The organism is Dermatophilaceae bacterium Soc4.6, from assembly GCA_039889245.1.
Lineage (GTDB): Bacteria > Actinomycetota > Actinomycetes > Actinomycetales > Dermatophilaceae > Lapillicoccus.
Map to the genome: position 1 here is coordinate 4,733,375 of JAZGVH010000002.1, position 13,445 is coordinate 4,746,819.

Genomic DNA, 13,445 nt, shown 5'->3' on the forward strand with positions numbered 1-13,445 from the left:
AGCGTGCTGACGCAGAGGCAGGGTGGGGCCTATCCTCCTTCGGTGCCGACACACCCACCGGGCGCTCCCGACCACGCGAGGTTCGGCGACCGCGTCGCCACCGGAGTCGTCGAGGTCCGGCACGGACGCGATGCCGTCAGCGGCCTCGACCAGGCCGGCTTCTGGGTCGTGGTGGCGACCTTCGAGGGCGAGGTCACCGCGGTACGCTTCGAGCGGGTGGACGAGGCATCACCGGAGGTGGTCCCCGAGGCGACCTCTCCTGGCGGGGCCGCCTGGGCCCCGCTCGACGGGGAGTGGACGACGTCGCTCGACCACGCGGCCTACGTGCGGGCCGTCGAGCAGACGCGCGAGCGGATCGCCGCCGGTGAGGTTTACCAGGCCAACATCTGCCGGGTGCTGCGGCACCCGTTGGCGCAGGAGGCCGACCTCGACGACCTCGCCCACCTCCTGCGCGCCCGCCACCGCGCCCCCTACGCCTCGCGCATCCGGGTCGTGTCGGCGGGTCTCGACGTCGTCTCCGCCTCGCCCGAGCTCTTCCTGCGGCGGGCTGGTCGCCGTCTGGTGTCGTCGCCCATCAAGGGGACCGCGACGGTGGCGGAGGCGATGCTGAGCAAGGACCACGCCGAGAACGTGATGATCGTCGACCTCGTGCGCAACGACTTCTCGCGGGTGTGCGAGCCCGGCTCGGTCGACGTCGAGGCCCTCTGTCGCCCGCAGGAGCACCCGGGGCTCGTGCACCTGGTGTCGACGGTCTCGGGCCGGTTGAGCGCCGAGGTGGGGTGGGCGCAGATCCTGGCCGCCACGTTCCCCCCCGCCTCGGTGTCGGGGACGCCGAAGTCGAGTGCCCTCAGGGTGATCCGTGACCTCGAGCCCGTGCCCAGGGGCCCCTACTGCGGCGCGATCGGGTGGGTCGACGCCGACCGAGGCGAGGCCGAGCTGGCGGTCGGCATCCGCACCTTCTGGGTGGAGGACGACGAGCGTGGCCGCGACCTCTGCTTCGGCACCGGGGCCGGCCTCACGTGGGGCTCCGACCCGCAGGGCGAGTGGGCCGAGACCCAGCTCAAGGCCGACACGCTGGTCGGGCTGGCGTCTGGCCTCAGCCCGGTGACGGGCTGAGGCGCGAGCACGGCTGTGCGGCGTCGAGCTGCGCCCGCTCTAGGCCCGCCTGCGCGGCGACGGCGTCGACCCGCACCGTGAGCACCCCCCTCCAGGCGTCGACCGGGCCCCGACTGGTGCGCCAGACGAAGTTGCCGAGGCCGTAGCCCACGAAGGTGGAACCACTCCAGCCGTGGCCCGGCACCCGGTGGGCGTGGCCACCGACGTCGACGTCGTCGTCGTCTCATCGTCGAGGCGAGGACCGCCACCCGTCAGCAGCATGGTTGTTGGCCATGCTGAGCACGTCGACTCCCGCGTGCTGCAGCGTCACCAGAGTCTGCGGGGACGTGCGGAAGTGGTAGAGCTTCGGCTGGGGTGTGCCCCGGTCGGTGATGGCGGTCTCGAGGTTGACGACCGACAGGTCGGCGGCACCGAGCAGCGGTCGCAGCGCATCCAACCCGTCGTCCGTAAGCGGGGACGGGCTGCTCGTCGTCGACCTCGACGGGTGGTGTCGCGATGGTCGGCGGGGAGCCCGTGCCACCCGCTGTCCGCGGGCCAACCGCCGTGGTTGGGGCCGGTCGCTGTCCCGGTGCCGGTCGAGCACGCAGCGAGGGCGGCGGCGGTGAGGACCGTCGCCGCGACGATCCCCCGGGTCGTGCGCACGAGAGCCATCCCCGCGAGGCGGCGCCGACGGCACGTCGTACGCAGGGTGTGTCGCGGGGAACGGGGCGCCGGTGACGCACGTTGGGGGAGTCATGGGTCACCGGGGTCGCGCGGGTCGCCGCCAGCGGTGGGCCACGTGGTCTGACAGGCTGGTGTCATGGGTGTGACGGCGTGGGTCAATGGCCAGCTGGTCGATCCGGGGGTGGCGGCGCTGAGCGTCGTCGACCACGGGGTCACGGTCGGCGACGGGGTCTTCGAGACGACCAAGCTCGTCGAGGGGCGACCCTTCGCCCTCACTCGCCACCTGGAGCGGCTCGACCGGTCGGTCGCCGGCCTCGGGCTCCCGCCGGTGGATCGGGACCTGGTGCTGGAGGGCATCGCGGCCGTCCTCGGGGCGCGCGAGCCGATCGCCTTCGGGCGGCTGCGCTTCACGGTCACGGGGGGAGTGGGGCCCCTCGGGTCCGACCGGGACGACAGCGGCCTGACCTACATCGTCACAACCGTCGAGCAGGTGCAGCCCACGGGCTCCGGCAAGGTCGCCGTCGTGCCGTGGACGCGCAACGAGCGGGCGGCCACGGCGGGGCTCAAGACGACGTCCTACGCAGACAACGTCATCGCGCTGGCCCGCGCCAAGCAGTTCGGAGCCGTGGAGGCCATCCTCGCGAACACCCGGGGCGAGCTCTGCGAGGGCACCGGCTCCAACGTGTTCGTCGTGCCCGACAGCGCCTCCGGTGTCGTCATCACGCCACCTCTCTCGTGCGGCCCCCTCGCCGGGGTGACCCGAGCCCTCGTGCTGCAGTGGGGTGGGGACGCTGGTCTCGACCTGCGGGAGGAGCCTCTGCCGCTCGAGGTGCTCACGACCGCCGACGAGGTCTTCCTCACCAGCTCGATCAAGGACGTCTTCCCCATCGACGCCGTCGACGACCGCGTGCTGCCCGCCCCCGGACCGGTCACGGCCCGGCTCGTCGAGGTCTTCGCGACCCGATCCGCCCTGGAGGTCGACCCGTGACCGAGCACCCCACCGACGAGCGGACCGTGCCCGAGCAGACCGAGCGCGAGGCTGCCGCCCGTCGCCGCGCGTCCGAGGCCAGCGACCACAACGTCACCCTCGACGCGCAGGACGACGACTGGGCGTGGCGGCGCCGGCTGCGGGCCAACCCCGTGACGGCGCGCATCTACCGCATCGCGGTCGCCGTGGTCGGCGGCGTCGTCGTGGCCGGCGGTCTCGTCGCTGTGCCCGCGCCCGGCCCGGGCTGGCTCATCGTGTTCGCCGGGGTCGGCATCTGGGCCACCGAGTTCGAGTGGGCCCAGCGGCTGCTGCGCTGGGGCAAGGGCGTCCTGGCCGAGTGGACGCACTGGATGGGGCGCCAGCCCGTCTGGTTGCGCGGGCTCATCGGGCTGGCGACGCTCGTCCTGGTGCTCCTGATCTTCTGGGGGCTCTTCGCGATCACCGGTGTGCCGGGCCTGCTCCCGGATGCTGTCGAAGACCTGCTGCGCGGGCTGCCCGGGCTCGGTTGAGGCGATTTGGGCGAGCGCCCACCGGGCGGCTATTCTGACGCTCCGTCGCCCACCGAGTGTGGGCGCCCGGACGTGTAGCTCAGCTGGTTAGAGCGCTCGCTTCACACGCGAGAGGTCAGGGGTTCGAGTCCCTTCACGTCCACCCTCTCTTCATGCTCCTGACCTGCAGCTTTGCCTTTTCGGCAACCCGGCTGCGTCGATTCGTGTTAGATACGTGTCACTTGACGAGGGCAAACTCCACGCGTGGGACGGCGGATCGGCGGGTGGGAGCCCGGCGGGGCCACATGGCTTCCTAGGGCGATTCCGCCCCATACGGGTCCCTGTGAGATCGGCCTCTTGCTCGGCGCTGCGGATGGTCGCGGTCTCGTGACCACCTGGGGCCCTCAGGCGGGCATCAGGGGTCACAGGAGGTGGACGGCGGGTGACCTCGGCCTCGAAGCCGGCCCGCTCACCCGCGCTTTCCCCATGGACGCGGTAGGCCGCCCCCAACGCCTCTCCGGTGAGCGGGTCCTGCCCCGCGCCGAACAGGTGCCGCATCTGCTCTGCCGTGAGCGGGTCACCTACGGCGAGGCGGCGGATCCCCACCAGGCCGGAGCCGACCCACCGGCCCAGGGCCTCGCCCTGAGCTGAATAGTAGTTGTGAGCGCGTCCGGGCCCGCCCGCGTCGAGGGCCCGGTCCGGGTCACGGTCGTGTCCTGGGCAGCGACCTGCCGGGTCAGGTACTCGTACCCCGACCCGGCCGACAGCTTGTGCAGCGTCATCGTCACACCACCGAATGCCGCATCCGGCGCCCGGGGGGACACCCTCTACTGGCCTGGATGAAAAAAGTGTGGGGAACTCGGGCTTGGCGCTTTTCGGGGTACGAAGGTCGATGATGGGACCCACGTCCGCCGGGGATCGCTGTGGCGGGTCGGGACGCTGCCGGCGGCGGTGGGGCGTCATCTGTTGCTGGCCGTCGTAGACGAGAAAGTGGCCGGAGGGGCGGTCGGGTTGGTGAGTGACCGGGAGAGGTGGTGGGCCGCCCTGGTCGGTCCGGAGGTTCCGGACGGACCAGGGCTACCCGAGCTCCGTCAGAGGTTCCGCCTGCTGGTGCCAGGGCTATGCCCTCACCCCGGCAGGACCACTGAGGGCCGGCCGCTCCTGCGAGGCAGACGCTCAGACAGCAGCAAGCTCGCGCACAACGTCGTCGAGGTCGGGGGCTCCGTCCCGGTTGTACGGCAGTCTGGAGAGCATCGCGCCCATGAGGCAGCTGTTGCTGACGGCGGCGGCGGTGAGGCCGGCGCCGATACTGCCGGAGACCCACTTGGCTTTCGGGATGACGGTGCTGACGAGCACGCCGGCGAGGACGATGCCCCCGGCGACAAACCGCACCTGCCGCTCGAGGTCCCACCGGGCGGCTCCGAGGGTCACCGGGCCGTTGGCTGCCTCCCAGGCAGTCATGCCGCCGTGGAGGATGTGGAGGTTCGAGTGACCCCCGGCCTGGAGCAGGTCCTCGGCCTGGCTCGCGCGGGCTCCGGACCGGCAGACGAGCACGACGTCGTCGTCGAGGTGGTGGCGCAGCTCGTCGGCGTGTTCCTTGAGCAGGTCGAGGGGCACGTTGTAGGCCCCGGGGATGTGGGCCGTGGTGAACTCCGCGGACGTGCGCACGTCGATGATGCGGGGTCCGTCGGGCGCCTCCATCCACTCGCGCACCGTGGCTGCGTCGAGGCTGGTCGCTCGGGCGACGCGGGTAGTGAACGAGGTGGATGTCGGGAAAGAGGGGGAGGGTGTCGGGAGGGACATGGTTCCTTGTCTCACCGGCCACCGGTTGAGTGGCCGGTACGGGGGTCGAGGGCTGGTGCGGGCGGTCAGCCGCGGCCGAAGATGCGGCTGAAGAACGAGCTGCTGGAGCCGCCGCTGGTGCCGGCCTCGCGCTGGTGGCCGGCGCAGCGGTTGCTCTGGGGAACGGCGGCCATGACCTGGTCGACGTGCTGGCCGCAGCCGGCCCAGGTGGTTTTGCCGCAGGTCTTACAGGTGACGGGACGACACATGGTGGTTCTCTCCTGAAGGTGGGGTCGTGCGGGGTCGGAGGGTCAGCCGGCGACGTCGTCGGCCGTGGTGACGAGCGGGCCGGCGGTGGCGGCGTGCTCGCCGTAGCTGTCGTCGATGGCGACGACGTGGGTGGCGTTGGCGCGGGCGGCGAGCAGCGAGGCGCCGATCGAGGCGCGGTAGCCGCTGGCGCAGTGCACCCAGACCTCCCCTTCGGGGACCTCGGACAGCCGGGTGAGGAGCTCGTGCAAGGGGAGGTTGACGGCTCCCTCGATGTGGGACTCGTCGTACTCGCTGGCCCGTCGCACGTCGAGGACGGTGACGGGCCGGTGGTGGCGCACCTGCGCGAGGTCGGCGAAGTCGGCCCGAGGGAAGGAGGCTGGTGACGCGTCGGTCCAGTCGGTCGGGGTGCCGGTAGCGGCTCCCTTGAGGTGGTCGATGCCGATGCGGACGAGCTCCCGCTGGGCTTCCGCGACCTGTCCGGGGGTGTCTCCGAGCAGGGTCAGCGGGGTGCCCCAGGGGATGAGCCACCCGAGGTAGGTGGCGAACTGCCCGTCGAGGCCGAAGTTGAGGGTGCCCGTGACGTGACCTGCCGCGAAGGTGGTGCGGGTGCGGAGGTCGACGACCCACTCACCGGCGGCGAGGCGGTCCGCCAGGGTCTCCTTGTCGGCCGGGTGCGGGGCGCCGAGGTCGGCCGGTGCCGGGCCGGCGGTGTTGGCGGGGCCCATGTGCGCGTAGTAGGCGGGGTACTCGTCGAGGCCGGCGAGGGTCTCGTCGATCCATTGCTGCTCCGGCTCGGTGAGCACGGGGTTGCGGGTCTGCTCGTCGCCGATGGTCGATTCGGTGGCGTCGCCGGTCGAGCCAGAGGAGCAGAAGGAGCCGAAGCCGTGCGTGGGCATGACGTGGGTGTGCGCCGGCAGCTCGTGGGCCAGGCGCCGGGCCGAGGCGTACTGATGGCGGACCAGCGAGTCCGTGTGGTCCGGTCCGAGCAGGTCGGGGCGCCCGGTCGCGCCGAAGAGCAGCGAGCCGCCCGTAAAGACGGCCACGGTGTCGTTCTCGCCGCTCGCACCGTCGCTGGTCTCGAGGGCGTAGGACAGGTGGGTGTAGGTGTGGCCCGGGGTCGCGATGACCCGCATCCGCATCCGCAGCGAGACCTCGACGACGTCGCCGCCACGCACCGGGTGCCGCTCGTAGGTCACCGGGTCGTCGGCATTCACGTGGTACGTCGCCCCGGTGGCCTGCGCGAGCGCCAGGCCGCCGGTGACGTAGTCGTTGTGGATGTGCGTCTCGAAGACGTTAGTGATCCGCACTCCGTGCTCGGCCGCGAGGTCGAGCACGCGGTCGATGTCGCGCTGTGGGTCGACGACGACCGCGACCTCGCCGTCGTGGACGAGGTACGACCGGTCACCGAGCGACGCCGTCTCGATCTGGACGATGGTGGGCTGGGGGGTGATCTCGTTCGTCATGTAGGGACTCCTGCTCGTGGGTGGCGTATACCCTCGGGGGTACTTGCGACATTTCGATAGTAGTACCCCCGGGGGCATAAACCAAGTCGAGCAACTAGGCTCGGATGTACCCCATGGGGTAGACGCTGTGGGCGTCTCGACGTCTGGTGGAATAGTCGGCTCCGCCGTGGCCTTGATGCCCCTGGAGGTATCACCTCCACCTCGTCCCTGCTTCAGAAGGAGCACTCCGTGAGCACCCAGAACCTGACCGCAGCCACCATCGAGACGACGGTCAACGCCGGCGGGATCGTCCTCGTCGACTTCTGGGCCTCCTGGTGCGGGCCCTGCCGGATGTTCGCCCCTGTCTACGAGGCGGCGTCGCTGAAGCACCCCGACATCGTCTTCGGCAAGGTCGACACCGAGGCGGAGCAGGCCCTCGCCGGGGCCGCGGGCATCACGTCGATCCCCACCCTGATGGCCTTCCGTGACAAGATCATGGTCTTCAGCCAGCCCGGAGCCCTTCCGGCCGCCGGACTCGACGAGGTCATCGCCGGGGTCCGGGCGCTCGACATGGAGGACGTCCGCGCACGGGTGGCCAAAGCAACGCAAGGATCGCCTGTCACCGCCTGACTCCCCACCCCCGGCACGCTCGGACACCGCTCGAGCCCCAACCCCACCACCTGAAGGAGACCTCATGGTCACACTCAACGACGACGACATGACCCCGGTCATCAACCGCCTGCGCCGCGCACAGGGACAGCTCGGTGGCGTGATCCGCCTCATCGAGGAGGGTCGCGACTGCAAGGACGTCGTCATGCAGCTCGCCGCGGTCAACCGCGCCCTCGATCGCGCCGGGTTCGCCATCGTCTCCTCGGGGATGCGCACATGCCTCACCTCGCCCGAGGGCATCAACGCCGAGGACCAGGCCACGATGGAGAAGCTCTTCCTCACGCTGGCCTGACCCGCACCACGATCGTCCCGCGGCACCGCGTCCCTGTTCACCGCCCAGGTCGGCGGACCGACCGCGGGAAGATCGCGCTGTCCTCGAGGCGTAGTCGTCGTAGCCCGGGAAACGCTCCCGCAGGTGTGCCCCCTCCCAGGTCGACTTGGCGACCAGCCACGCCACGAGAGCGGCGAAGGCGACCACCGACACGACCAGCCGCGTCGACTTCACGGTGCCCACCACGCGTTCCGCGCGTGGGCAGCACGAGGACGACGCGGATCTGGTCGAGCACGCCCTGCTGGCGCCAGTAGTCGGCCGCGAGGTAGGCGATCTTCTGCGGGGCGCCGGCGCACTTGATCGGGCCGCTCGGCATGGTGAACACCGCCGTCCCGGACCGCAGATCGCGGACCCGCTCCCAGGTCCGGGCGGTGAGGTCGAAGCGGTAGTTGCTGAAGACGGACGGAGTCTCGAGGGCGGCGGCCACGCCGGGGATTCGTTGCCAGTCGAGCTGGATGCCCGGGGCGACGACGAGGTGGTCTTAGCCCACCTCCTGGCCCGAGCCCGGGGTCACGACCTGCGGGTCGGGGTCGACCTGCTCGGCGCGGTCACGGATCCAGCGGGCGGCCTTCGGCATCACGTCGGCCTGGGACGGCGCGCAACCGCAGCCGGCGCGCAACCGCCGTCGACGACAGTCCACAGCGGCTGGTGGTGGTGCGTGTTCGAGGGCTCGATGACGGCGATGTCCTCCACGCCTGCGCGCTGGAGCTGGGCGGTGGCGGCGATGCCGGCGTTGCCTCCGCCGATGACGACGACCCGGTGACTCGTGCATGGCGACATGCCCACTCCTTCGCGAGAAGCGGTCGGAGACGGCTGGTATACGGATGTACGTACAAGTGACTATACTCGGGTTATGCCCCCAGGAGTATCCCCTCAGCCCACGCGGCCACTCGATCGCACGAGCCCCCTTCCGCTGTGGGCTCAGGTCAGGGACGACCTCGTCCTGCGGGTCGAGGCCGGCGAGTTCAGCGGTCCCCGCGCCTTCCCCGGCGAGATGGCGTTGCGCGACGAGTACGGCGTCAGCCGACAGACCGTCCGTCAGGCCCTGAGTGGCCTGCGCACCGACGGGGTGCTGGTGGGGTCACGGGGCCGCCCACCGACGGTCGCCGACCCGGCACTGATCCAGCAGCCGCTCGGCGCCCTCTACTCGCTCTACGCCTCGGTCGAGGCCGCCGGGCTGGCGCAGCGCAGCGAGGTGCTCGCTCTCGAGATCGTCACCGACCCCGAGGTCGCCGGCCTGCTCGCCCTGCCGCCCCAGGCTGCCCTGCTCCACCTCGAGCGGCGTCGGATGGCCGGCGACGAGCCCCTCGCCCACGACCACGCCTGGCTCCCCGCAGCGCTCACCCGACCCCTGCTCGAGGCCGACTTCACGCACACGGCGCTGTACACCGAGCTTGCCGCCCGCTGCGGCATCCACCTCACCGGGGGCCGCGAGCAGGTCCGCGCCGTCATCCCCACCGCCGCCGAGCGCCGGCTGCTGGGCGTGGACACGCACACCGCTGCCCTGTCCATCGAGCGGATCGGCTGCCTGGGCGGCATCCCGACCGAGCTGCGCCGCACCCTCGTCCGTGGTGACCGCTTCGCCGTGAGCGCCGAGTTCTCGCGCACCACCGGCTACCGGATGGCGCCTGCCCGTGCACTCCCGGCCCCACCAACCACCCCCAACCGACGGAGACCACGATGACCCCCACCCACCAGCCCGAGATCGACCCGACGACGGCCGCACAGCGTGTTCGCGACGGCGGGGCTCTCCTCCTCGACCCCGCTGCCCTCTCCTCCGGACGCGCGGTCATCGCCGTCTGCCGCTCCGGCGCGCGGTCGTCCCGGGCCGTCGCCACGCTGACGGCAGCCGGGGTGCGCGCGACGAGCCTCACCGGCGGTAGGCAGGCGTGGCAGGCCGCCGGACTGCCCGTCGTCTCCGACGGCGAGAGCCCCGGAAGGGTGATGTGATGCTTGCCCTCGCCATCCTCGGGGGGGTCGTCATCGGTCTCTCCCTCGGTGCGCTGGGCGGCGGCGGCTCCATCCTCACCGTGCCCGTGCTGGTCTACGCCCTCGGTCAGCCACCGCAGGAGGCCACGACCGCCTCGTTGATCATCGTCGGCATCACCGCGATCACCGCCACGGTCGGGCACGCCCGGGCCGGCCGGGTGCAGTGGCGGGCCGCGGGGATCTTCGGAGTCCTCGGCGTCGCCGCCTCCGTCGGCGGCTCGGCGGTCAACCGCCTGGTCAACCCCCAGGTGCTGCTCCTGGCCTTCGCCGCCCTGATGATCGTCGCCGCCCTCGCGATGTTCGCGCGCACCCGCTCCGACTCCTCCGCCGCACCCGGCGAGCACGAGGACGGCAGACGCCCCCGGGGGCTGCGGGCTGCCTCTCGTATTGTCATCACCGCGCTCGTCGTCGGCTTCCTCACCGGCTTCCTCGGCGTCGGCGGCGGCTTCCTCATCGTCCCGGCCCTGGTGCTGGCGATGGGCTTCACCATGCCCGTCGCCGTGGGCACGTCACTGGTCGTCATCTCCATCACCAGCCTCGGCGCCTTCATCGAGCGGCTCGGCAGCGGCGCGGTACCGTGGGCCGTCGTGGTCCCCTTCACCCTCGCCGCCATCGCAGGGTCCCTCGCGGGCAAGCGGGTGGCCGACCGCATCTCGGGCACCAGCCTCACCCGCGCCTTCGCCGCCCTGCTGGTTGCCGTCGCCGGGTACGTCGCCATCCGAGCGGGATTGGCGGTGTGAAGGCCCGCGGGATGGGGGTCACTCGCGCGCTCGCCGGCCCGCCACCCGCCCCAGACCTGTTCAGCCGTCCCGGCACCACCTCGACCCGTCCGCCCCACCCACCACCGAAGGAGTACGCCATGGGCTACGCCCTGAGCACCACCATCCACCACCCGTTCGCCGCGACCCTGGAGGCGACCCGAGTCGCCCTGGCCGAGCAGGGCTTCGGCGTCCTGACCGAGATCGACCTCGCCGCCACCCTCAAGGCAAAGATCGACGCCGACATCCCCGCCCAGGTCATCCTCGGCGCCTGCCGCCCCCCGCTCGCGTACGCCGCGGTGCAGGCCGAGCCGTCCATCGGGCTGCTCCTGCCTTGCAACGTCGCCGTCCGGGCCCTGGACGACAACACCACGCTCGTCGAGGCCATGGACCCCGGCATCATGGTGGAGCTCACCGGTAACGCCGCCCTCGCCGACGTGGCCACCGATGCGGCGCAGCGGCTGACCGCGGCCCTTGCCACTCTGACCGCCTGACCGCCTCGCGAGGGTGCCTGACCGGGTGACGCCCCGCCCCTCTCCAGCCCGGGTGACGTGGCGCCGCAGTAGATCCGCAACCGCACCAACGACATCGCAAGGCCCTCGTCGAGAGCGGCGGCTTCAGGCGCATCCCGGGGTGAGAATGGGCGGATGGGTGACGTAGACGACCTCGAGCGGGGGGTGGAGGTGCTACTGGCCCGTTGGCGAATGGTGGCCGCGCAGCACCCGGAGCGGGGGGTTGTTCCCTCGGTTGACCCTGCCGGCGGTGGTTTGGGCGCACGGTTGCTCGTGCTGATGGAGCAGCCGGCGCCGGTCACGGCAGCGATGGGAGCCGAGGCGGTCTGTGGCGAAGACGGGCCCAGCAGCTCGGTTCGGTTCTTCGTGTCCTGTCGTGAGCAGTCCGGGCTGTCCCGGACCGACTACCTGCGCTGGAACGTCATCCCGTGGGCCCGAGCCCACGCCCCTGACGAGGCGGCGCCTCCCTCCGCCCGGAGGCCGCCGGGCAGGGCTGAGCTCGACGACGCACGTGAGGGGCTCCACGAGCTGTTGACGGCCATGGTCGAGCTGCGCGCAGTCGTCGCCTTGGGGTCCGTGCCGCTCGAGGCGCTGATGCGCTACTTCACCCTCCACCCGCGCCCGGTCCTTCGCCCGGTCCTCGCGGCCCTGCACCCCTCGCCGGCGAACGGCAGACACCGGCGTGAGCAGCGAGAGCGCATCGTCAACGCCCTTCGGCGGGCGGGCGAGCTCGGCGGTCTCTAGCCCGCTACCGCCGCTTCCCTCGTGATCACCGCGCGGACGGTTGCCCCGGCGCAGAGCAGCCAGGTACCGCACAGGACGGCGATGGCGGCGTCGCCCAGACCGCTGATGACCGGGTTGGCGGTGGAGGCCCCGAGTAGGCGTGTGCCCAGGGCCAGGGTCCCGATGGGGAAGGTGAGGGCCCACCAGCCGGGGACGAACGCGATCCGGGCGCGAGCCCCCCGCACGCTCATGCGGACGGCGTACCCGATGACGGGGACGCTCGCCGCGAGCATCACGTAGCCGTAGGCGTCGGCGAGCTGACGGGCCGCCGCCGCCGCCGCCGGGGTGAGCAGGGGAGCGCTCTGGGCGACCATGACCTGCGCCGCGGCCATGGACTGGCCCACCACGCCGAGGGGGATCCACGAGGAGAAGGACGCCGGCACCGGCAGGGCCAGCGTGCGCCAGTGGTGGTGGTAGGCGATCGCGAAGACCAGCCCCCCGAGGAACAGCGAGAGGAAGAAGCAGGCCACGACGCCCACGAGCAGGACCAGCCGGGCTCCCGACGTGGCGAGGTGAGGCACCAGAGCCGCTCCCGTGGTCGCCGAGACCATGGGTGGGACGATGGGCAGCCCCCACGCCGGAACGGGGTGACCCACATCGCGCTTGACCAGCACGGCAGCGAAGCCGAAGGCGGTCACGACCCCCAGTGCGGTCCCGAGGGCCCAGCACCCCGCGTCGATGACCACCACCCATCCCGCGGGGTCCCCCGACGACGTGCGGGCACCCAGCTGGGGCACCACGGTCAGGACGGCGGCCCCCACGGCCAGCACACCCATCGAGACCGTGCCCCAGGTGGGGACCACCGCCGAGTCGCGGATCGTGGCGGTGAAGACGTCACAGTCCTGGATCACCCGCGCGGCGAATCCTGCGGTCAGGCCGAGCAGGAGCAGGCACCCCACCCCCAGCAGGAGAGTCGCCGGCACCAGCAGCACCGGCACCTGGGCGCTCTCGCGGCCCAGCAGCGTCGCCAGGATCCCTGTGCCCATGACGGACGAGAACCAGACCGGGCCGGCCGGAGCGAGAGCCGCGACCGCAGGACGAGCAGCGCGGTCGGCCCGGTAGGCCCGGTAGGCCCGGCAGGCCCGGTACGGCCCGGGCCCGGTTGTGGCGGGAGCGAAAGATGAGATCGTCATGCCTTCAGCATCAGCGGCAGATCGCCCTCGCGGTACCCCACTCACCACTGTGGGGTCACAAACTGCGGTTGTGGCGAGGTAGTCTCGCGTCGTGTCGCACCTGACCCATGTCCCGTCCCTCGAGCAGCTGACGGCCGTGGTCGCTGCGGCCGGCACCGGCAGCATGGGCGCGGCGGCCCGACAGCTGGGAGTGAGCCAGCAGGCCATCAGCGCTCGGATCACCGCGGCTGAGGCGCTCTTCGGGTTCGCGGTCCTGCAGCGCTCGACCACCGGGGTCACCCCGACCGGGCAGGGGCAGCTGGTCCTGGCCTGGGCCCACACCGTCCTCGACGCGGCTCGCGAGCTCGAGGAAGGGGTCCTGGTCCTGCGCGCACCGGGTCGCACGGTCAGCGTGGCAGCCAGCAACACCATCTCCGAAGCACTGTTGCCGGTGTGGGCCAGCCGGCTGCGGCGAACCCACCCCGACACCAGCCTCAACGTGTTCCCCGGCAACTCCCAGGACGTCATCGACGCCGTCACCG

20 protein-coding genes and 1 tRNA gene are annotated in these 13,445 nt (G+C 71.8%); 13 read left to right on the forward strand and 8 right to left on the reverse strand.

Features of this window, described 5'->3' with window-relative positions; translation table 11 throughout:
* Positions 1 to 42 precede the first annotated feature (42 nt).
* The gene (locus V3N99_21995; GenBank protein ID MEO3939390.1) at positions 43 to 1,116 is read left to right on the forward strand and encodes a chorismate-binding protein; all 1,074 of its coding nucleotides are present in this window, start codon (positions 43 to 45) and stop codon (positions 1,114 to 1,116) included.
* Here V3N99_21995 and V3N99_22000 read toward each other — a convergent pair.
* Positions 1,097 to 1,300 carry a hypothetical protein gene (locus tag V3N99_22000; protein MEO3939391.1) on the reverse strand — a complete coding sequence of 68 codons (204 nt, stop codon included), beginning with the start codon at positions 1,298 to 1,300 and terminating at the stop codon, positions 1,097 to 1,099. The genes V3N99_21995 and V3N99_22000 overlap by 20 nt on opposite strands.
* Positions 1,301 to 1,339: 39 nt before the next feature.
* The gene (locus V3N99_22005; GenBank protein ID MEO3939392.1) at positions 1,340 to 1,552 is read right to left on the reverse strand and encodes a CapA family protein; all 213 of its coding nucleotides are present in this window, start codon (positions 1,550 to 1,552) and stop codon (positions 1,340 to 1,342) included.
* A gap of 363 nt (positions 1,553 to 1,915) precedes the next feature.
* On the opposite strand from V3N99_22005, the gene V3N99_22010 reads away from it, so the two are divergent.
* The 4 genes from V3N99_22010 (at position 1,916) to V3N99_22025 (ending at position 3,906) form a co-directional block, all read left to right on the forward strand.
* Positions 1,916 to 2,767 carry an aminotransferase class IV gene (locus tag V3N99_22010; protein ID MEO3939393.1) on the forward strand — a complete coding sequence of 284 codons (852 nt, stop codon included), beginning with the start codon at positions 1,916 to 1,918 and terminating at the stop codon, positions 2,765 to 2,767.
* Positions 2,764 to 3,276, forward strand: a complete 513-nt coding sequence (locus tag V3N99_22015; protein ID MEO3939394.1) for a TIGR02611 family protein — start codon at positions 2,764 to 2,766, stop codon at positions 3,274 to 3,276. The genes V3N99_22010 and V3N99_22015 overlap by 4 nt, the downstream gene beginning before the upstream one ends.
* A gap of 68 nt (positions 3,277 to 3,344) precedes the next feature.
* Positions 3,345 to 3,418, forward strand: a tRNA-Val gene (locus V3N99_22020).
* A 323-nt stretch (positions 3,419 to 3,741) separates the two neighbouring features.
* On the forward strand, positions 3,742 to 3,906 hold the full coding sequence (locus V3N99_22025; protein MEO3939395.1) for a hypothetical protein: 165 nt from the start codon (positions 3,742 to 3,744) through the stop codon (positions 3,904 to 3,906).
* Positions 3,907 to 4,431: 525 nt separating this feature from the next.
* Here V3N99_22025 and V3N99_22030 read toward each other — a convergent pair.
* The 3 genes from V3N99_22030 to V3N99_22040 form a co-directional block, all read right to left on the reverse strand.
* Complete coding sequence (locus V3N99_22030) at positions 4,432 to 5,058, reverse strand: rhodanese-like domain-containing protein (GenBank protein MEO3939396.1); 627 nt, start codon at positions 5,056 to 5,058, stop codon at positions 4,432 to 4,434.
* Between the two features lie 65 nt (positions 5,059 to 5,123).
* Positions 5,124 to 5,306: a hypothetical protein gene (locus V3N99_22035; protein ID MEO3939397.1), complete on the reverse strand. Its 183-nt coding sequence runs from the start codon at positions 5,304 to 5,306 to the stop codon at positions 5,124 to 5,126.
* Between the two features lie 42 nt (positions 5,307 to 5,348).
* Positions 5,349 to 6,770 (reverse strand): MBL fold metallo-hydrolase, encoded by a 1,422-nt coding sequence (locus tag V3N99_22040; protein ID MEO3939398.1) that lies wholly within the window; start codon positions 6,768 to 6,770, stop codon positions 5,349 to 5,351.
* Between the two features lie 228 nt (positions 6,771 to 6,998).
* Between V3N99_22040 and V3N99_22045 the strand changes: the two genes are divergently transcribed.
* Both V3N99_22045 and V3N99_22050 read left to right on the forward strand, forming a co-directional pair.
* Positions 6,999 to 7,379 (forward strand): thioredoxin family protein, encoded by a 381-nt coding sequence (locus tag V3N99_22045; GenBank protein MEO3939399.1) that lies wholly within the window; start codon positions 6,999 to 7,001, stop codon positions 7,377 to 7,379.
* A gap of 64 nt (positions 7,380 to 7,443) precedes the next feature.
* Positions 7,444 to 7,710, forward strand: coding sequence for a metal-sensitive transcriptional regulator (locus V3N99_22050; GenBank protein MEO3939400.1), 267 nt, complete (start codon positions 7,444 to 7,446; stop codon positions 7,708 to 7,710).
* 37 nt (positions 7,711 to 7,747) lie between these two features.
* On the opposite strand, the gene V3N99_22055 is transcribed toward V3N99_22050, so the two are convergent.
* Together V3N99_22055 and V3N99_22060 are read right to left on the reverse strand one after the other, a co-directional pair.
* A complete protein-coding gene (locus V3N99_22055; GenBank protein MEO3939401.1) occupies positions 7,748 to 8,176 on the reverse strand; it encodes a hypothetical protein in 429 nt (142 codons plus the stop codon).
* A 149-nt stretch (positions 8,177 to 8,325) separates the two neighbouring features.
* Entirely contained in the window at positions 8,326 to 8,529 is a 204-nt protein-coding gene (locus tag V3N99_22060; protein ID MEO3939402.1) for an FAD-binding protein, read from the reverse strand.
* 73 nt (positions 8,530 to 8,602) lie between these two features.
* Here V3N99_22060 and V3N99_22065 point away from each other — a divergent pair, with 73 nt between their 5' ends.
* The 5 genes from V3N99_22065 (at position 8,603) to V3N99_22085 (ending at position 11,752) form a co-directional block, all read left to right on the forward strand.
* Positions 8,603 to 9,433 (forward strand): GntR family transcriptional regulator, encoded by an 831-nt coding sequence (locus tag V3N99_22065; GenBank protein MEO3939403.1) that lies wholly within the window; start codon positions 8,603 to 8,605, stop codon positions 9,431 to 9,433.
* A complete protein-coding gene (locus V3N99_22070; GenBank protein ID MEO3939404.1) occupies positions 9,430 to 9,699 on the forward strand; it encodes a rhodanese-like domain-containing protein in 270 nt (89 codons plus the stop codon). Before V3N99_22065 ends, V3N99_22070 begins: the two co-directional genes overlap by 4 nt.
* Complete coding sequence (locus V3N99_22075) at positions 9,699 to 10,478, forward strand: sulfite exporter TauE/SafE family protein (protein MEO3939405.1); 780 nt, start codon at positions 9,699 to 9,701, stop codon at positions 10,476 to 10,478. Before V3N99_22070 ends, V3N99_22075 begins: the two co-directional genes overlap by 1 nt.
* A gap of 11 nt (positions 10,479 to 10,489) precedes the next feature.
* Positions 10,490 to 10,990 (forward strand): DUF302 domain-containing protein, encoded by a 501-nt coding sequence (locus V3N99_22080; protein MEO3939406.1) that lies wholly within the window; start codon positions 10,490 to 10,492, stop codon positions 10,988 to 10,990.
* Between the two features lie 153 nt (positions 10,991 to 11,143).
* Entirely contained in the window at positions 11,144 to 11,752 is a 609-nt protein-coding gene (locus V3N99_22085) for a uracil-DNA glycosylase family protein (protein MEO3939407.1), read from the forward strand.
* Here the strand turns inward: V3N99_22085 and V3N99_22090 are convergent.
* On the reverse strand, positions 11,749 to 12,924 hold the full coding sequence (locus V3N99_22090; protein ID MEO3939408.1) for a TDT family transporter: 1,176 nt from the start codon (positions 12,922 to 12,924) through the stop codon (positions 11,749 to 11,751). The two genes, V3N99_22085 and V3N99_22090, sit on opposite strands and share 4 nt — an antisense overlap.
* A gap of 91 nt (positions 12,925 to 13,015) precedes the next feature.
* Between V3N99_22090 and V3N99_22095 the strand changes: the two genes are divergently transcribed.
* The coding region (locus tag V3N99_22095; protein ID MEO3939409.1) for a LysR family transcriptional regulator at positions 13,016 to 13,445 on the forward strand (430 nt) is incomplete at its 3' end.